Source organism: Natrinema longum, assembly GCF_017352095.1.
Classification (GTDB): domain Archaea; phylum Halobacteriota; class Halobacteria; order Halobacteriales; family Natrialbaceae; genus Natrinema; species Natrinema longum.
Genome location: NZ_CP071463.1, coordinates 338,666 through 354,645, shown reverse-complemented (window position 1 = coordinate 354,645; position 15,980 = coordinate 338,666). Strand labels below are relative to the sequence as shown.

19 protein-coding genes are annotated in these 15,980 nt (G+C 64.1%); 7 read left to right on the top strand and 12 right to left on the bottom strand.

Going from position 1 to position 15,980, the window contains the following annotated elements:
* Window positions 1-24: 24 nt before the first annotated feature.
* Complete coding sequence (locus tag J0X27_RS01725; protein WP_207270768.1) at window positions 25-795, bottom strand: enoyl-CoA hydratase/isomerase family protein; 771 nt, start codon at window positions 793-795, stop codon at window positions 25-27.
* A 131-nt stretch (window positions 796-926) separates the two neighbouring features.
* Here J0X27_RS01725 and msrA point away from each other — a divergent pair, with 131 nt between their 5' ends.
* The 3 genes from msrA (at window position 927) to J0X27_RS01710 (ending at window position 3,319) form a co-directional block, all read left to right on the top strand.
* Window positions 927-1,457 carry a peptide-methionine (S)-S-oxide reductase MsrA gene (msrA, locus tag J0X27_RS01720; protein ID WP_207270767.1) on the top strand — a complete coding sequence of 177 codons (531 nt, stop codon included), beginning with the start codon at window positions 927-929 and terminating at the stop codon, window positions 1,455-1,457.
* A 69-nt stretch (window positions 1,458-1,526) separates the two neighbouring features.
* Entirely contained in the window at window positions 1,527-1,952 is a 426-nt protein-coding gene (locus J0X27_RS01715) for a CBS domain-containing protein (protein ID WP_207270766.1), read from the top strand.
* A gap of 146 nt (window positions 1,953-2,098) precedes the next feature.
* Window positions 2,099-3,319 carry an FAD-dependent oxidoreductase gene (locus J0X27_RS01710; protein WP_207270765.1) on the top strand — a complete coding sequence of 407 codons (1,221 nt, stop codon included), beginning with the start codon at window positions 2,099-2,101 and terminating at the stop codon, window positions 3,317-3,319.
* Window positions 3,320-3,551: 232 nt separating this feature from the next.
* Here the strand turns inward: J0X27_RS01710 and J0X27_RS01705 are convergent, their stop codons facing one another.
* Window positions 3,552-3,911, bottom strand: a complete 360-nt coding sequence (locus J0X27_RS01705) for a winged helix-turn-helix domain-containing protein (protein WP_207270764.1) — start codon at window positions 3,909-3,911, stop codon at window positions 3,552-3,554.
* A gap of 113 nt (window positions 3,912-4,024) precedes the next feature.
* Between J0X27_RS01705 and J0X27_RS01700 the strand changes: the two genes are divergently transcribed.
* A complete protein-coding gene (locus tag J0X27_RS01700) occupies window positions 4,025-4,714 on the top strand; it encodes a cob(I)yrinic acid a,c-diamide adenosyltransferase (protein ID WP_207270763.1) in 690 nt (229 codons plus the stop codon).
* A gap of 143 nt (window positions 4,715-4,857) precedes the next feature.
* Here J0X27_RS01700 and J0X27_RS01695 read toward each other — a convergent pair whose 3' ends face one another.
* Window positions 4,858-5,532, bottom strand: a complete 675-nt coding sequence (locus J0X27_RS01695; RefSeq protein ID WP_207270762.1) for a hypothetical protein — start codon at window positions 5,530-5,532, stop codon at window positions 4,858-4,860.
* A gap of 410 nt (window positions 5,533-5,942) precedes the next feature.
* A complete protein-coding gene (locus J0X27_RS01690) occupies window positions 5,943-6,773 on the bottom strand; it encodes an IS5 family transposase (protein ID WP_207268959.1) in 831 nt (276 codons plus the stop codon).
* Window positions 6,774-6,907: 134 nt separating this feature from the next.
* Between J0X27_RS01690 and J0X27_RS01685 the strand changes: the two genes are divergently transcribed.
* Window positions 6,908-7,870, top strand: a complete 963-nt coding sequence (locus tag J0X27_RS01685) for an aminotransferase class IV (protein ID WP_207270761.1) — start codon at window positions 6,908-6,910, stop codon at window positions 7,868-7,870.
* 250 nt (window positions 7,871-8,120) lie between these two features.
* Here the strand turns inward: J0X27_RS01685 and J0X27_RS01680 are convergent, their stop codons facing one another.
* From J0X27_RS01680 to J0X27_RS01670, 3 genes are all read right to left on the bottom strand, one after another.
* The gene (locus J0X27_RS01680; RefSeq protein WP_207270760.1) at window positions 8,121-8,585 is read right to left on the bottom strand and encodes a hypothetical protein; all 465 of its coding nucleotides are present in this window, start codon (window positions 8,583-8,585) and stop codon (window positions 8,121-8,123) included.
* Between the two features lie 160 nt (window positions 8,586-8,745).
* Entirely contained in the window at window positions 8,746-9,747 is a 1,002-nt protein-coding gene (locus tag J0X27_RS01675; RefSeq protein WP_224214686.1) for a restriction endonuclease, read from the bottom strand.
* Between the two features lie 310 nt (window positions 9,748-10,057).
* Window positions 10,058-10,279: a hypothetical protein gene (locus tag J0X27_RS01670; RefSeq protein WP_207271999.1), complete on the bottom strand. Its 222-nt coding sequence runs from the start codon at window positions 10,277-10,279 to the stop codon at window positions 10,058-10,060.
* Between the two features lie 356 nt (window positions 10,280-10,635).
* On the opposite strand from J0X27_RS01670, the gene J0X27_RS01665 reads away from it, so the two are divergent.
* A complete protein-coding gene (locus tag J0X27_RS01665; protein ID WP_207270759.1) occupies window positions 10,636-11,325 on the top strand; it encodes a glycosyltransferase family 2 protein in 690 nt (229 codons plus the stop codon).
* Between the two features lie 94 nt (window positions 11,326-11,419).
* Here the strand turns inward: J0X27_RS01665 and J0X27_RS01660 are convergent, their stop codons facing one another.
* The 3 genes from J0X27_RS01660 to J0X27_RS01650 all read right to left on the bottom strand — a co-directional run bounded on the left by J0X27_RS01660 (window position 11,420) and on the right by J0X27_RS01650 (window position 13,455).
* The gene (locus tag J0X27_RS01660) at window positions 11,420-12,049 is read right to left on the bottom strand and encodes a DUF447 domain-containing protein (protein ID WP_207270758.1); all 630 of its coding nucleotides are present in this window, start codon (window positions 12,047-12,049) and stop codon (window positions 11,420-11,422) included.
* Window positions 12,046-12,897, bottom strand: a complete 852-nt coding sequence (locus J0X27_RS01655; protein WP_207270757.1) for a triphosphoribosyl-dephospho-CoA synthase — start codon at window positions 12,895-12,897, stop codon at window positions 12,046-12,048. Before J0X27_RS01655 ends, J0X27_RS01660 begins: the two co-directional genes overlap by 4 nt.
* Window positions 12,898-13,053: 156 nt before the next feature.
* The gene (locus J0X27_RS01650; protein ID WP_207270756.1) at window positions 13,054-13,455 is read right to left on the bottom strand and encodes an SHOCT domain-containing protein; all 402 of its coding nucleotides are present in this window, start codon (window positions 13,453-13,455) and stop codon (window positions 13,054-13,056) included.
* A gap of 165 nt (window positions 13,456-13,620) precedes the next feature.
* Between J0X27_RS01650 and J0X27_RS01645 the strand changes: the two genes are divergently transcribed.
* Complete coding sequence (locus J0X27_RS01645) at window positions 13,621-13,965, top strand: cupin domain-containing protein (protein ID WP_207270755.1); 345 nt, start codon at window positions 13,621-13,623, stop codon at window positions 13,963-13,965.
* A gap of 238 nt (window positions 13,966-14,203) precedes the next feature.
* Here the strand turns inward: J0X27_RS01645 and J0X27_RS01640 are convergent, their stop codons facing one another.
* Window positions 14,204-14,962, bottom strand: a complete 759-nt coding sequence (locus J0X27_RS01640; RefSeq protein ID WP_207270754.1) for a tRNA-dihydrouridine synthase — start codon at window positions 14,960-14,962, stop codon at window positions 14,204-14,206.
* Window position 14,963: 1 nt separating this feature from the next.
* A complete protein-coding gene (cofD, locus tag J0X27_RS01635) occupies window positions 14,964-15,956 on the bottom strand; it encodes a 2-phospho-L-lactate transferase (protein WP_207270753.1) in 993 nt (330 codons plus the stop codon).
* Window positions 15,957-15,980 lie beyond the last annotated feature (24 nt).

Sequence of the window (15,980 nt, the reverse complement as noted above, 5' to 3'; positions counted from 1 at the left end):
GCCGAGAGCGCGCCAGTGCTCGCGTTACTCGAACTCGGGCTCCCGATCCTCGATGAACGCTGCCATCCCTTCACGCTGGTCGTGCGTCCCGAAGAGGCTCGCGAAGGCGCGTTTCTCGTATGCCAGGCCGCTTCCCTGCGATCCCTCCTGAGCCTGATTGATCGCTTGCTTGGCGGTCCACATCGCGAACGCCGGTTTCGCCGCGAGTCGGTCGGCCAACTCGGAGACGACGTCCGCGAGGTCCTCGTCGGCAACGACCTCGCCGAACAGGCCGGCCTCGGCGGCCGAATCCGCGTCGAGGCGCTCGCCCAGGAAGATCATCCGTCGTGCGGTCTCGTCGCCGACCAGCCGTGGCAGCCGCTGGGTGGCACCCCAGCCGGGGATGATCCCCAGATCGATCTCGGTGTTGCCGATCAGCGCCGACTCGGCTGCGACGCGGAGGTCACAGGCCAATGCCATCTCGCAGCCGCCGCCGAAGGCGTAGCCGTTGACCGCCGCGATCGTCGGCGCGGGGAACGTCTCGAGGGCGTCGGCCACCTCGTGGCCCAGCTCTCCCCACTCCTGTGCGGCTTCCGCCGACAGGTCCTGCATGTATTTGATGTCCGCCCCGGCGATGAACGCGTCGCCGGCCCCCGTCAGGACGAGTGCGCGCGCGTCTTCGGCCGCGGCCTCCGCGATCGCTTCGCTCATCGCCTCGAGCGTGTCGACGTTCAACGCGTTGAGCGCGTCGGGTCGGTCGACGGTCAGCGTCGCGACGGTGTCGTCCCACTCGAGTCGGACTGTGTCCCATGACATGTTCCCGCGTTTGGGAGCGATCGCCATATCCTTTCGCACCTGCTTCACGTCCCAGGGCAGGGGCCGGCCGTCCCGCCAATGGAACCGGTTCGCCCGTCACATCTTTCCTCGGTCACGCCCTATCCCCCGCTATGGAACGAGCCACGTTCGGCGGCGGTTGTTTCTGGTGTACCGAGGCGGCGATGAAAGAACTTGAGGGCGTGGCGTCGGTCACGTCCGGCTACGCCGGCGGGCACGTCGAAGATCCCTCTTACCGCGAGGTCTGTTCCGGATCCACCGGCCACGCGGAAGTCGTCCAGGTCGAGTACGATCCCGACGTCATCGGCTACGACGAACTGCTCGAGGTGTTTTTCGCCACCCACGACCCGACGCAGTTGAACAGACAGGGACCCGACGTCGGGACGCAGTACCGGTCTATCGTCCTGTCCCACGACGACGAGCAACACGGGCAGGCCGAGGCGTACATCGAGGCCCTCGACGCGGAGTACGACGACGACGTCGTGACCGAGCTGGAACCGCTGGAAACCTTCTATCGCGCGGAGGAGAAACATCAGGACTACTTCGAGAAGAACCCCAACGACGCCTACTGTACGATGCACGCGGCCCCGAAAGTCGAGAAAGTCCGCGAGAAGTTCGCCGAGAACGTCGCCGCGGAACAGTAGGTTCGCTGACTTGCGGTCACGCGAAGGCTCCAGTTTGGATACTACGCTTCGCCCGAGTACGAGTGACCCATGTCACTCGGCAAACTCGGCCCACAGAACGTCGTCACGACGAGCCCGGACAGCGACCTCGAGGAGATCACGGCCACGCTCGAGGAAGAAAACGTCGGATCGGTCGTCGTCACCGAAGACGACGAACCCATCGGAATGCTCACCGACCGCGATGCGGCCCTCGCGATCCACGAGCACGACGACGTCGGTTCGGCGTCGGTCGAAGACGTAATGACGGACGATCCAGTGACGGTCCACGAGGACGACGACCCGTTGGCGATCTCGGAGGCGATCCGCGACAACAACGTCCGCGGGTTCCCCATCGTCGACGACGACGGCGAGTTAGCGGGCATCGCGACGCTGGACGACCTGGTCGCGACGATCGGCGAGGAACTCGAGAACGTCGCTAACACGATCGAGGCACAGTCGCCCGAGTACAGTCCGTAACGCAGCGATCGCGACGACCGAACCGATCCGTCTCGATTCGATCCCGATCCTCGACGCCGCCCCTCTTCCGCCGTCGATTGTCCGTCCGAGCCGATCACCGACCCAGTCAGTGAAACGTTCGTCCGTCTGGGGTCCGTAGTTGGGGTATGGATAGCCGAACGGACGTCCTCGTTATCGGCGGCGGTGCTACCGGGACGGGAATCGCCAGGGACCTCGCGCTCAGAGGCGTCGACGTCACGCTCGTCGATCGGGATGGCCTCTCTTCGGGAACGTCGGGACGCTCCCACGGCCTGCTTCACAGCGGGGCTCGCTACGCCGAAGTCGACGGCCCCGAGGCTCGCGGGTGTCTCGAGGAGAACCGAACTCTGCGCCGAATCGCGGGCGCGTGCATCCGGGAGACCCGCGGCCTGTTCGTGCAACTGGGCGACGACGATCCGGGGTATTTCGAGGCGAAGCGCGACGCCTGTGCGGACGTCGGAATCCCGACCGAAGTGGTCGACGGGGAGACCGCCCGCGAGACGGTCCCGGAGCTCGCCGACGAGGTCGAACGGGCGATGTGGGTTCCGGACGGCGTGGTCGTCCCGTCCCGGCTGGTCGCCGCCAACGCGGCCGACGCTCGCGAGCATGGCGCACGAATCCGCACCCACGCACCGGTCACGTCGATGACCGTCGAGGGCGGCCGAGTAACGACCGTCACGCTCGGCGGCGCGGTCGACGAGACGCTCCGGCCGAGCTACGTCGTGAACGCGACAGGTCCCCACGCCGGCCACGTCGCCGACCTGGCCGGCGTCTCCGTCGAGATGCGTCCGACTCGCGGCGTCATGGTCTCGGTCGCGTACGACGACCTCGAGCCGGTACTCAACCGGTGTCGCGAGCCGGCGGACGGGGATATCATCGTCCCACACGACGGGGAGGTCGTTCTCGGTACGACGAGCGTGGCGGTCGACGACCCCGACGACTACGAGCGGGCCGACTGGGAGGTCGAGCAGACGGCGTCCGAATGCGCGGCGATGCTCCCGCCGGTCGCCGACGCCGATCGCGTTCGGACGTGGTGGGGCGTCCGCCCGCTGTACGAACCCGACGAAGCCGCTCGCGGTGGCCGCGGCATCTCCCGCGGGTTTCACCTGCTGGATCACGCCGACGAGGGCGTCGAGAACTGCTGTAGCATCGTCGGCGGCAAGTTGACGACGTACCGCCGGATGGCCGAGGCGACCGCGGATCTCGTCTGCGACCGACTCGGCGTGGAGGCGACATGTTCGACTGCTAACGAGCGACTGCCGGGCGCGTCGGAGCCGGCGCTGCTCGACGAGTTCGTCCGGCAGTTCGACGGACAGGGACCCACCGATAGCGATCTCGTCGGTCGATAGTCCTGGGCCCGTTCGCGGTCGAGTCCCGCCGACAAAACAGTGCTGCAGACGGCCACTGGTGTGACGATGCTGTAGACGGCCGCCGGCGTGCTACAGAGATGATCGATCGGGACCGTGCCAGGAGCGACCTCCTCGGCCTGCCCCGTAGCGACGCCCTCCGTCGTTTCGTCGGGGGCTGGTCGACCGATCGATCGGGAGGACGGACCCCTCGAGTCGACGGCGGGCGGCCGGCTCAAAACTCCCGTGTGAGGTCCGACCAGAGCCCGTGCTCGGTCGTGTGGTCGATATCGACGCACAGCTCGTTGTCGTCGTCGAGGCTGATCGAGATCCGGTCGAGATTGGCGACGTATCGCGATTTCCGGTGTCGGCCCCGACGGACGCCGACGGTTTCCTCGACGATCCCGGCCTCGGTCAGACAGTCGAGTTTGCGATAGGTCGTCGAGAGGGGCTGTCCAGTGGTTTCGGCGATGGCCTCGACCGTCATCGGCTCCTCGAGCACTGCGATGATCTCCCGGCAGCCACTGTCGTCGAGTGCGGCAACAACGCACTCGAACGCGGGCGCATCGTCCGATGCGGAGATCTCGAGGGACATTGGATGCAACCTGGTTAGGAGCGAGGACTAAAGACACGTTTGGTTAGCGATGCCACAGGTGTGTCACGGAGCGATGGAGCAACTACATGTACGATCGGTCCGACCGATTTCGTATGAGCGACGATCGAACACCGGAATCCGCGGTCGAGAACACCCCCGGACAGGGGCGAACGCCCGAAGCCGAGCGGATCGAACCCGCCGCTCCCGAGGAGTTCGGCCTCGTACAGGTCTGGTGGGGCGACGGAAAAGGGAAGACGACGGCCTCGCTCGGCATGGGAATGCGCGCTGTGGGCCACGGCTACCGCGTTCACATGCTCCAGTTCATGAAAGGCGGGGCCTCGAGCGTCGACGCAGTCCGCGGCGAGTACAACGCCATCGCCGCGCTCCCGGGGTTCAGCTACGAGAACCTGGGACACTACGGCTGGCACGGGATGGCAGACGGGAGCGACGAGGCCGACCACGAAGCCGAAGCCCAGGCCGGACTCGAGCGCGCACACGACTTGCTCGAGGCAGCGGGCGAGGCCGATCTCGACGAGCCGATCGCCCCCGACGCGGAGCCGGAAGCGGGAATGCACATGCTGATTCTGGACGAAGTGCTCTACGCCGCGGATCGCGGCTTGCTCTCGGAGGAGGAGGTCCACGACCTCATCGACGCGAAGCCGACGGATCTCGAACTGGTGCTCTCGGGGAGCCACACCGAGCCGTCGTACCTCGCGGATCGCGCTGACCTGATCACGAACGTCCGCAAGGTGAAACACCCGATCGACGACGGCCAGCGGGCACGCCGCGGGACCGAGTTCTGAGGCGGGAGGCGGGCCACGAACGGACCGTCGATCCCCTCGACGGCCGCAGACGTCGATCAGCGCCGATCGGGGAACAGCTCCGGGGCCGCACTGCCCCATCGGCGCGACGCTCGGATCCGATTTCGAGACCGATCCGACTCGAGTTATCGTGACTTCGAACTCGAGGGCCGGGACTCTTGCTCGTCATCGGACGTCGCATCATCGTCGTCCGTCTCGGCCGATTCGTCGGCCGTCGATTCGTCACCGCCGGTCCCACCGACCGTCTTTTCGACCTCCTTGCTGACCGTGTCGCTGACGGTCTCCTCGACCGTTTTGTTCACGTCCTCGCTAACGGATTTCCCGACTTTCTCGGCCACGTTGTCGACTTCTTTGCTGACCGTGTCGCTGACCGTTTCTTCGACTTCTTTGCTGACCGTGTCGCTGACGGTTTCCTCGACCTCTTTGCTGACCGTATCGCTGACGGTTTCCTCGACTTCTTTGCTGACCGTGTCGCTGACGGTTTCCTCGACTTCTTTGCTGACCGTGTCGCTGACTGTCTCTTCGACTTCCTTGCTGACTGTTCCGGTAACCGTCTCTTCGACCTCCTTACTGACCGTGTCGCTGACTGTCTCTTCGACCCGCTGGGCGACCTCCGTCGTCATCCAGTCGGGATCGAACCGAGCCATCTTCCACGCGACGTGGATGACGTAGGAGACTAACACGCCGAGCCCGAACGCGACGCCAACGCCGGTTCCGACGACGAGAATGAACACGACTGCTGCGAAGATCATAACGCCGTACGCGAGATCGACGAGGAAATCGACGCGAGTCGGGTTCATCGTCGACACCTCTCGACTGCTCGAGTGTGCTGGGTTTCCGATTGCATTACTAGCTATCAGAACCGCAGACGAAAATACTCGTCTACTCGAATTCGGGGTACTCGAGTGATAGCCGTCCGGTCACCGAGAATACCGCCGTCCCCTTCACGACACGGCGCTGGCAGCTGCGTAGCCAGCGCCGGATCGCTGGCTGCCAGTTCGGTACGCGTGGTCACTGTGGTCGATATCGACGAAATCAGTGGCTTCGATACTACTGCCGGAGTGAGGTCGGCGGTAGCGTCCACACAGCCGACCGAATCCGAACTCGTCCAGGCGGCATGCCTTGTCCCTGCCACACGTGGGACGATACCGACGGGATCTGTAATTATATGTTGGATGGGCTGTGTTGAATCGCCATACAGCGGTGGATTTCACTGTTTGACGGCCCGCTTGATGTTATAGACGACACACATCAGGGTAATTTCACGGAACTCTCGATACCAAGTACGCGCTCGCACGGCGTAGCCGAGCGAGCGCTTGATTGCGGAGTTCACTGTTTCAGTCATTGACCGCTGAGCGTACCGATCGTCGTCAATACGGGCGTTGTGAGCGTGATCGTAGGGAGCGAAGATCCGGTGTTTGATCAGCGGGCGAATGTCGAGTTTGCGGAGCTGGTCGCGGAGCGCTTGCTTATCGTAGCCCTTGTCAGCGGCAAGGGATCGCAGATCGCCCGCGTTCCGGCGGGCGATCTGCTCGGCGAGGTCTGCGTCGCTTCCTTCTAACGTCGTCGAGCAGTGAAGATCGAGAACAGCTTGCGTTGCTGTATCGACGAGTTTTGTGACTTTGAGCGTTTGAACGCGGTAATTTGTTCGGTGGCAGTAGTGGCGGCTCGCACGATCACGTTCGTAGAATGTTGCGTCGATAGCAGCGTGTTCAGAGGTGTCGTGCAACTGCGCCGACTGGCGCAGTAGCACTCGACAGACACCCATTTCGATCCGATCAAACGCCTTACACAGCGTAGATGGAGCGGGGAGATCGGCCACGTCAAGGCCGATCTCCCCTGTTATTTGCGGCATTTCCTTCAACAGATCGATCGTCATCCGGTAGGACGTATCGAGGTAAATCCGGAGGCAATGCAGCGAAATGAGGGCATAGTCGGCGAATCCGCCGCCACCAGTTGGGGCAGCGGATTCGCCTCGTTCACCCGTAACTCTTTGTGCAATCGAGACGCAACGCTCGGTGAAGCGGGAGATTTGTGTCATGGACAACCAAATTTTCCCGCTTCAACTCCTTCGATTTACTGACCTTCCCCGACGCCGTCTAGTGATTCAACGCAGCCGTTGGATGTCATCAGTCCACAGGGTTATTAGGTTCTCTTCGAAACCACCTGAGAGCGATGAACGAAAGCGAACTCGAGGCTTACCACGACGGCGACATCGTCCCACTGTCCGAAGCGAAAGTCCCCATCGATGATCCGGGGTTCCAGTGGGGCTACAACGTTTACGATCTGCTGATCACGGTCGAGCACGAGCCGTACCAACTGGCCGAACACGTCGAGCGAACGTTCAAATCGTGCCGGGCCTCGAAAATGCCCCTCGAGATGCGTCCCGAAGAACTGTCGGGCATCGTCCGCGACGTCGTCGATCGCAACGTCGATCTCGCCGGTCCCGACGAGGACTTCATGGTCTTCATCAGCGTCTCCGGCGGGTGGAACGTGTACGAGGGGTGTCACGAGCCACCCCGGGTCATCGTGTCGGCGAGGCCGCTCCCCTTCGAGCGGATGGCCAGGGATTTCATCGACGGCAAACACTTCGTCACCACGAGCGTCCGACAAGTACCGAACGAGTCGATCAGCCCACTGGTCAAACACCGCTCGCGGATGCATTTCGTGTTAGCCGACATCGAGGCCAAACAGCGGGATTCGAACGCCGATCCGCTGTTGTTGGATAGTGACGGGAACGTCACGGAGACCGCTATCGGGAATATATTCGTCGTCACCGACGGGACCCTCCGGACGCCGCCGCTTACCGATGCGCTTCCAGGAATCACTCGAGAAACCACGATTCGACTCGCGAGGGAGGAACTCGATATCCCCGTCGAAGAGACCGACCTACAACTGTACGACGTCTACAATGCCGACGAGGTGTTCTGGACGAACACCTCACACGTCGTCGCGCCGATCACGAAGGTCGACGGGACCGAAATCGGATCCGGTCGTCCCGGCCCGATAACCGAACGGTTGCTGGACGCTCACAGCGACCGCGTGGATGTCGATATCGTCGCACGGTTCCTGAAACACTTGGACCCCGAGGAACGCCCGGAGACGCTTCAACTGGGCGGTGATCACGGGGTCCAGTGACGTTCGCTACTGCTGCTATCCATCCCCGTGTTACCGACAATTTCAGAGTGATGTGAGTGGCGTTCGACGAGTGTTCGCTTTCGCCCGTTCCTCTCAAAGTCGCGGGCCTCGGCACTCGAACGAGAACGACGTACCAGTGCCGTATGCCACGTTCCGGTTTCACATCGTCGTCGCCAGTACTACCGACGACCGAAGACACGAAATGCGACACGAGTGAGAGACCCCGAGGCGCGTTCGAACAGCCTCGCTGTCACTGGTGCGCTGGGCAATAGTCGCGCGAATCGTGGACGGCAGTGAAACACCGGTCGTGCTCGCAGGAGTTCGTTTCAAGCCCCTCGTACACCGCGTTGACATTCGACCGCTCTGCCTCTACGCAATCGGGGCAGGCGTCGGTCGTGAACCAGTTCGGAGGCGGCCCGACCTCGACCGTGTGGGTCGCTTCGGTGTCGCAGTTGTACATGGAGCAGGATCTGGTGTCGGGTGATTCGTCCTCGAGTATCGCGTCGAGAACCGTCCGGACACTCTCGTGACCGTCGGCGATCATCTCGCCGTCCGCTGTTTCGATTTTCGGACCCCACATCCCGGACGATTCGAACTCCTCGCACCCATCGAACCGGTCTCCGAACTGTGGACACGGATCGCTGCACCGTTCGTGTATCGAGAGTCCGAACGGAAAGTCGAACTCAGCCTCATCGAATGAGAATTCGGGAGTCATCGTTCAGTTCGGTCGATCGGCATCGCGGGAGAGTGGTAGATCAAACCGATGGTCTCGGCACTCACGACTCACAATTTTCCATAGTAAATGTTCCCCGCTGCACTCGATATCGTGATATCGGTTTCCAGAAGGGGGACCGATTACACGGGTTCTTACTCCTCTAGAGGTGGTCTCGGGACGGAATATAGACCTGCTTCAATGGGACTGTCGCCTGATACTCGGATTCGAGGTCGTCGTAGTGCTGAATCAGGAGGTCAATGAACTCATCCCGGTCGATGAGTGTGACCCGCTGTTCGGCGTTCCGAGCCGCGTCTTTTGCCTCACTCGTATAACCACCAGTCGAGACGAATAGGCCCCGTTCACCGTTCCCAAGGGTTCCGGTGAACGCTCGCATATCCGGGGAACCAACCTTCGACTGTTGGCGTTTGACCTGGACCTTGACGTATGGCTCTTCGAACCCTAACGAGTCCGGGTGAGCGACCACGTCGATACCGCGGTCCTGACTGTCCCGCGTCTTCTTCGCGTGGTATCCCATCGCTCTCAGGACTGCGGCGACCAACTCTTCGAAGACGAACGGGTCCATGTTCGCAAGAACGTCGGAGATGAGTTCGTCTGCCTGGTTCTCAACCTCGTCGACGAACGGTACGGTGTCCTCGTCGTCCTCGCTCTCGTCGGGTGTCTTCCCGCTTAGAACGCCTGTGATTTCATCAACGCAATCGTCAACCGAAAACACCGTTAGCGTGCTTCCGAGCGTGTTTTTCGTCGATGTCGTGAACTCGTCGCGGGAAACGGTGTCCCTCCATTCAACACGTCTGACGTGTGGATATCCAGGTGGGTGGTCGCCCGGTTTCCACTCGTACCCACTCGTGACCTCACCGACGAGATACTCGCGCTCCGTCTTGTCGTAGCTCAAAACCAGATGTCCCTCCTCCATCTCGAGTGCGAATCGATTCACTTGCCCTGCGTTCTGGGCGATACGCCGACTGTTGTGTTCGGAGTATTCGTCGGTCGAGTTAAATCGCGCTTTCATCGCCTCGTATGAGTGGACATCAGCAACGCCTCCCAACTCCTCCCATCCGACTGCGACCAGAGAACGAGACTCGAATTCGTCTACTAACTCGTTGTCGTTCCCGGCGCGAACCATGAACCCTCGCTCAGTCATGTTACCGAGAGTGTTCCGAACCTCGGAGTATCAAGGTTCGCACGTCGCACCGTCTCACTAGCACCTCCACGGTTGGACTCCCTGCATCTCTTCGTGTGATGTGATGTATTCTGGTCGCTCCGCTTCGCTATCGCTGAATAACGGAAGCATCCCCTTACAGAGGAGATGCAGACCTCGGCACTCATAGGGCTCGTCACGACCGGATGCCGAGTCCGGTTCGGAGCGGGTGTATCGTCATCGGCCACGCGACGCTACGGCGGTCGCTCCAAAGACGGTTTGGTTTCGCCGGAAAACGAGGTCAGTTCTCGAGTTACGACCCTCGTCCCGCCGTCTCGTTCGCGAACGCGGCGTTCCACTCGTCGATCAGGTTCTCGAGTCGGCCCGTATTCCCGTGGGAAAACGTCCGTGGAGCCTGATCGGTGGCCGTCCGTGGGTCCTCGGTGACGGCACTCGAGTGGGGTCGCGTTCGAGTCGTGGTTCGGTCGGTGGTCGGTTCGGCGTCGGTCGTGGACTGCAGGCGTTGTGTGCTCATGTCGGTCGGGTGGTGGATATCGTCGAACATCGGTACTCGTCGGCAACGAACTCAGATTGCTACGTGTACGACCGACATCTCTACTCACCCCTTTCTCCTCCTTGATTATAAAAGTTCATGATAGATATCGTCTCTGCGAGCTGGTGTCTGAAAACAATTATCGTGGGTCATGTTAGCATGAGGATGGCGGGTGAGTCGTCGGGACCGCCCACCCGTCGATCCGGGTATCGTCGGCTCGAGGAGCCAACGGCCCCCTTCGTCGCTTCACTACGACTGCAATCGACGAGCGCGGGGATACGCCACACCGCAACTCCGATACTTTGAGAACCCGCCGTCGAGTTCTCACGGCTAACACGATGGGACGCGACGGTCGAGACGACGCTGTCGGCGAGCCGGACGTGAGCTTCGTGGTGCCGGCGCGAAACGAGGCCGCGTACATCCGAGGTGCCCTGGCGAGCCTCGCCACGCTGGATACCGACTACGAGTACGAGGTGATCGTCGTCGACGGTTCGTCGACGGACGAGACGCCGGCGATCGCCCGCGAGTACGGCGCGAACGTCGTCCGGGAAGCCGGCTCGAGCGTCGCCGCTGCCCGAAATCTCGGGGCCGAACGGGCGACCGGCGAGTGGCTCGCCTTCGTCGATGCGGACACGCGGGTGCGAGCGAACTACCTCACCGAACTGCTGGGCTTCGTCGAAGCCAACGGACTCGCAGCCGCGAGTTCCTACTGCCGGATCAGCGGCCCCCGACGGGCGAAACTCGTGGAGGTGACGATCAACCACGGGTTCTCGCGGCTCGAGCGCCCGATCCTGCCCGGATTCAACTCGTTCGTCCATCGGGAGGCGTTCGCGGAGATCGGCGGCTTTCCGGCCGTCGGAAACGAGGACACGGCGTTCAGTCGGCGTCTTTCCGCTCGGCTGCCGACGGCCTACTGCCCGACGGTCCTGGTCGAGAGCTCCGGGCGACGGATCGCAGAGCAGGGGTTGTCCGGGGCGCTGTGGCACTACCTCCGGCACGATATCGATCGCCTCCGGGCGGAGTACTAACCGTCTGCGATCGGGTAGATCCTCGGTCCCGAGCCCGGCGAATTTCGATCGAACGTGACCTCGAGCGATCGCTGCTTACCAGGAAGGACGGTGCCTACCAAGAAGAGTGCTTACGCACGCACTCGAGCGCCTCGCGTTCGCGCGGTCCCCCGGCGCGGTCGACGACCGAGGCACAGTACGCGAGGCGGTCTCGAAGCTCGCGCTCGTCGTAGTCCTCGACCGCGAGTCGCGACGCGGCGACGGTCGCCTCGACGACGGCACCGAACCCCCGGTCGATCGTCGGGACGGTTTCCCGCTCGATCGTCGACTCGAGGGGGCGAAGCGTCCACTCCTCCCAGTCGGTGTCGCCCTCGGTCCCGGAATCGACCCGATCGACGGTCACGCGGGTCCAGGCGCTCGCGGACGCGAGGATCGGCTCCTCGTGCTCGACGATCGAGAGGGCGGCCTCGGCGAAGTCGACGGGGTCGTCGACGAACTGCACGTAGCCCTCGCCCTGCCGGTGGAAGTTCCGGCGGGTACGGGTGTTTCCCCACGTCCGGGCGGTGACCGGGTCGCCGGCGTGGAGGCCGAGTGCGGCGGCGTTCCAGCGTCCGTTCGGGCCCAGCGTGGTCACGACCGACTCGGTGACGCCCGAGAGCTCGACGGGCCACTCCGCGAGCCCCGTCCCGGCGTCCTCGCCGTCGGTCACTGTGTCCTCCGCCACGGCGTCTCGCTCGTCGGTCATACGTCGATCGCCTCGTGCTCGAGCGCGATGAACAGTCCGGCCGCGGTAACGTCGGCCGTCGTCCCCGGATTGATCCCGCGATCGACGAGGTCCTCGGCGAAGGCCTCGACGGCGCTCGGGTCCGTCTCGAGGGCGTCCGCTTCGACCAGCGCCGCGGCGCGGTCGGTCACCGATCGAGCGGTCGCCTCGTCGTGACGCGTCGCGACGAGGGTGTCGGGTCGCTCGGCGAGCAGGGAGAGGAAGGTCGCCGCGGTCCGGTCCGATATCGGGCCGTCGGCCGCCGCGAGCCGTTCGGCCGCCGCGAACGAACGGTCGAATCCCCGGACCCACTCCCGAGCGACGTCGTCGCCGGGAACGCTCCGGTCCATGACATCGAAGAGCGTCAGCCCGCGGGCCTCGAGTTCTGGAATCGCGTCCCCGCCACGCCGGACGTCGAGGGCCGCCATGTCGTCGGGCGGGTCGGCGACGGCCACGTCGACGTGCTCGAAGGCGCGGTAGAACGCCGCCGCGTCGCCGACGGTCGTTTCCTCGACGGTGGCCTCCACGACGGGCTGGGAGAGCTCGGTTCGCGCGGCCCTGACGAGCGGGACGAGCAACAGGAGCGCCCCGAACTGGGTGTTGCCGCCGTCCTGTGTGGCCATCCCGTCGACGGCTCGTTCGAACGCCGGGCCGACCGCCGCGCCGTCGGCCGCCAGCTCGAGTCCGTCGCGAGCACCCACCGCTCCGGCGAGGAAGTGTTCGAAGCACAGGTCGGCGAGGTCTCGGTGCCGGTCGACGTTCCCCGGCTTGGGGGTCCCCGCGACCTCGAGGAGGAGTGCCAGTTCCGCGTTCCCTGCCGACGATCGCATAGTTTCCGGTGCGTTCTCGTGCGGTTTACCAGTTGCTGTCCTGACTCCGATGGGGCGGACACGGGGCGGCCGACTCGTCGGTCTGCCGTGCCGATGTTCCGGCGCACCCACACGGCAGTTCACGGGTGTGCCGGCACTGACTGACGGGAGTCCGTCTCATTCCAGGACGGGCTCTCGCTCGTCGGTGCGCCGGTCGGTCCCCTCGGTCTCGAGGAGTCGATCGAGACGATACTGAAACTCTTCGTCGTCGATGTCACCGGCTGCGTAGCGCCGTCGGAGGGTTTCGACCGGGTTCTCCGTCGAGTCGGTCGTCGACGTCTCGGTTGGGGCCCCATCGGGAGCGGCCTCGGCCTGTCGAACGACGCCTCGCGTCAACTGTCCGGCGACGATGAGGGTGACGGCACTGACCAGGAGGAACAGGGCTGCCAGAGCGACGTCGCCGGTCAATCCGACGAGTCCGAGCACCAGCGTCGGCACACCGACCACCGAAGCGATGATCGCGACGGCAGTTCGGCCCGCGGGACTGGCCGGTGCGTATCGGTGGACCAATTCGTACATCGTTCCTACTGTTTTCGACCCGGAACAAAAAAGGCCAGGAGAGCCTTCCGCATTGGATTCGACTCGATCCGAAAGCCCCCCATCGAAAATCGGGGCTCTGGCGGCGGCCCGTTCTGTTGGGTCGCCGTCCCAAGGATTTACGGCTCGAAGCGAGAACTATCGCCCATGAGCTACGACGTCGTTGCGAAGACCGACCCGGAGTCAGTCATCGACGACGAGTGGGGTGGCATGTGGTTTCTCAAGAGCGAACTCGGGACCGAAGAGCTGGGGATGTCGGTCCTCGAACTCGAGCCCGACGGGAAGGGGATGGAACACGACGAGGCAGACTCCGGCCAAGAGGAGGTCTACTACGTCGTCGAAGGGACGATCGACGTCGACCTGACGGCCGCCGACGAGACGGTAACGCTCGAGGCCGACGAGGCGATCCGACTCGACGCCGAGGAACCGCGCCAGCTCCACAATCGAGGCGATGAGCGTGCAAAACTGATACTGGTCGGCGCACCGTTGTAATCGTCGGACGACGTGTCGGGGGTCGTTCTCCTGACAGTCGCGTTCTTCGGACAGTCGGTGGCAAGCCGTGGCTGTCTCCCGCCGGTCTCCGGCGGTGGGTGGAGAGACACACGGCGCATCGCGAGTGTGGGGAACCGCTTACAAGCACATCCCGCACGCTCACCGCCGACTAACTCGAGCGGTCCACCGACGAGCGAACAGGAGACGCCGACGAGAGAGCCGCCGCAGATAATTCGTCTCAGTTCGCTTCGATCCCGAGCCGTCGCTCCACCGCGTCTCGAACGCGCTCGAGGACGACCGGGTCGTCGCTGGGTCGACCGACGCTCACCGCGTCGGCACCGTACGCGACGTACTCGCGGACGGTCTCCTCGTCGCGGACGCCGTTGTTGGCGATCACGAACAGATCGGTCGCCGCGACCACGTCGGCGATCACGGACTCGGAGTCCATCGCATCGACGTGGACGAACGCCGCCCCTGCCCGCTCGAGTCGCTGCGAGAGCGCCGGCAGATCGACGCCGGGAACCTCCGCGCGAACTTTCACGCCGACGAGTGCTCCCGTGTCGCTCGCTCGGGCGACGTAGTCAGCGAGTCGATCGCCGTCTCGCAAGAGAGTCTCGCCGCAGCCGACGGCACAGAGTTCCGCCTGTCGGCAGTGGGCGTTGATCTCGAGATACGCGCCTCGATCCCGGCAGACGCGGGCCGCCTCGGCGATCGGCTCGGCGGTCGCGCTCCGGACGTTGAACGCCGGCTGGACGGGAGCGTCCTCGAGTGCCTCGAGTTCGCGGTCGACGAAGGCGAGGGGATCGTCGGGCAGGAACTCGGTGCGCTCGCGGTCGACGAGTTTCCGAGCGGCCGCTCTCGACGCCGTATCGAGAGCGATGCCGCCGAGGAACGCAGCGCCCGCGGACGCCGCGCCTGCCCGTGCCCAGTCGGAATCGGCCTCGCCGCTGAGGCTGGCGAGGGCGAGTCGCGGCGTAAACGAGATGCTCGTGGCCATCTCAGTCCACTCGCTCGATCGCGGTTTCGACCGCGCGGGTCACGCGGCGGGCGTCCTCGCGGGAGTCGATCGTGATATCCGTCTCGATGGTCGGCCGGTCGAACTCGGCACCGTCGGTCTCGTCGATCACGAATGCGTCCGCGAACGGGTAGGCCGTCGCCAGTCCCTCCGTGCTCGGCTCCGCGTTGACGGCTTCCATGAGGTCGCCGACGGGGCCGGAGAAGGCGTCGTCGCCGAGAAACGGCGAGACGGCGACGACCGTCGTCTGGCTGAGTTTGTCCGCCACCCCCGGCAGCGCGAGCATCGGGCCGATGCTGGTGACCGGATTCGATGGACCGATGACGACGGTGTCCTCGAGCGCATCGAGGACGCCCGGGGCGGGCTCGGCGTCCGAGGAGCCACGGAACTCGACGGTGTCGACGGCTGGCTCGCCACGGTGGGCGACCCAGTACTCCTGGAAGTGCATGAGCCCCTCGTCCGTGTGGACGAGGCTGGCGACGGGGTCGTCGCTCATCGGGAAGAGGTCGATGGTCAGGCCGAAGGCACTCGCGAGCCGTGCGGTAGCCTCGCTCAGCGTCTTGCCCTCGTCGAGCAGGCTCGTCCGCGTGATGTGGACGGCCCGGTCGCGGTCGCCGATCGTCATGAACTCGGCGACGCCCGAGAAGCGCCGCCAGTTCGCGAGTCGCCGACCGTCGGTCTGTCTCTCCTCGGGAAGGTACTGTGGCCCCTCGGGGAGTCCCGCGGCCGACGCGATGTCCATCAGTGCCGAGTTGGTCCGATGCGTGTCGCCGTCGATTCCCCACCACGTCTCTCGGTCGAGGATCCCACCGCCCTGAAACAACAGCGTATCGACGTCCGGCGAGACGAAGAGCCCGCCGATCTCGATGTCGTCGCCGGTGTTGGCGACGACAGTGGTCTCCTCCGGCGAGAACGCGGCTGCAGCGCCGTCTAACAGCTTCGGCGTTCCAGTGCCCCCGGAGAGGAAGGTTACCATACCTACACCTCTCGAGCGTGGCTA

Excerpts from the sequence above, each read along its gene's own strand:
- J0X27_RS01690 (WP_207268959.1), bottom strand. The coding sequence starts at position 6,773 with ATGACACAAATCTCCCGCTTCACCGAGCGTTGCGTCTCGATTGCACAA.
- J0X27_RS01715 (WP_207270766.1), top strand. The coding sequence starts at position 1,527 with ATGTCACTCGGCAAACTCGGCCCACAGAACGTCGTCACGACGAGCCCG.
- J0X27_RS01660 (WP_207270758.1), bottom strand. The coding sequence starts at position 12,049 with ATGACCGACGAGCGAGACGCCGTGGCGGAGGACACAGTGACCGACGGC.
- J0X27_RS01695 (WP_207270762.1), bottom strand. The coding sequence starts at position 5,532 with ATGAACCCGACTCGCGTCGATTTCCTCGTCGATCTCGCGTACGGCGTT.
- J0X27_RS01650 (WP_207270756.1), bottom strand. The coding sequence starts at position 13,455 with ATGTACGAATTGGTCCACCGATACGCACCGGCCAGTCCCGCGGGCCGA.
- J0X27_RS01640 (WP_207270754.1), bottom strand. The coding sequence starts at position 14,962 with ATGGCCACGAGCATCTCGTTTACGCCGCGACTCGCCCTCGCCAGCCTC.
- J0X27_RS01655 (WP_207270757.1), bottom strand. The coding sequence starts at position 12,897 with ATGCGATCGTCGGCAGGGAACGCGGAACTGGCACTCCTCCTCGAGGTC.
- cofD (WP_207270753.1), bottom strand. The coding sequence starts at position 15,956 with ATGGTAACCTTCCTCTCCGGGGGCACTGGAACGCCGAAGCTGTTAGAC.
- J0X27_RS01670 (WP_207271999.1), bottom strand. The coding sequence starts at position 10,279 with ATGAGCACACAACGCCTGCAGTCCACGACCGACGCCGAACCGACCACC.
- J0X27_RS01725 (WP_207270768.1), bottom strand. The coding sequence starts at position 795 with ATGTCATGGGACACAGTCCGACTCGAGTGGGACGACACCGTCGCGACG.
- J0X27_RS01710 (WP_207270765.1), top strand. The coding sequence starts at position 2,099 with ATGGATAGCCGAACGGACGTCCTCGTTATCGGCGGCGGTGCTACCGGG.
- J0X27_RS01645 (WP_207270755.1), top strand. The coding sequence starts at position 13,621 with ATGAGCTACGACGTCGTTGCGAAGACCGACCCGGAGTCAGTCATCGAC.
- J0X27_RS01675 (WP_224214686.1), bottom strand. The coding sequence starts at position 9,747 with ATGACTGAGCGAGGGTTCATGGTTCGCGCCGGGAACGACAACGAGTTA.
- msrA (WP_207270767.1), top strand. The coding sequence starts at position 927 with ATGGAACGAGCCACGTTCGGCGGCGGTTGTTTCTGGTGTACCGAGGCG.
- J0X27_RS01700 (WP_207270763.1), top strand. The coding sequence starts at position 4,025 with ATGAGCGACGATCGAACACCGGAATCCGCGGTCGAGAACACCCCCGGA.
- J0X27_RS01705 (WP_207270764.1), bottom strand. The coding sequence starts at position 3,911 with ATGTCCCTCGAGATCTCCGCATCGGACGATGCGCCCGCGTTCGAGTGC.
- J0X27_RS01685 (WP_207270761.1), top strand. The coding sequence starts at position 6,908 with ATGAACGAAAGCGAACTCGAGGCTTACCACGACGGCGACATCGTCCCA.
- J0X27_RS01680 (WP_207270760.1), bottom strand. The coding sequence starts at position 8,585 with ATGACTCCCGAATTCTCATTCGATGAGGCTGAGTTCGACTTTCCGTTC.
- J0X27_RS01665 (WP_207270759.1), top strand. The coding sequence starts at position 10,636 with ATGGGACGCGACGGTCGAGACGACGCTGTCGGCGAGCCGGACGTGAGC.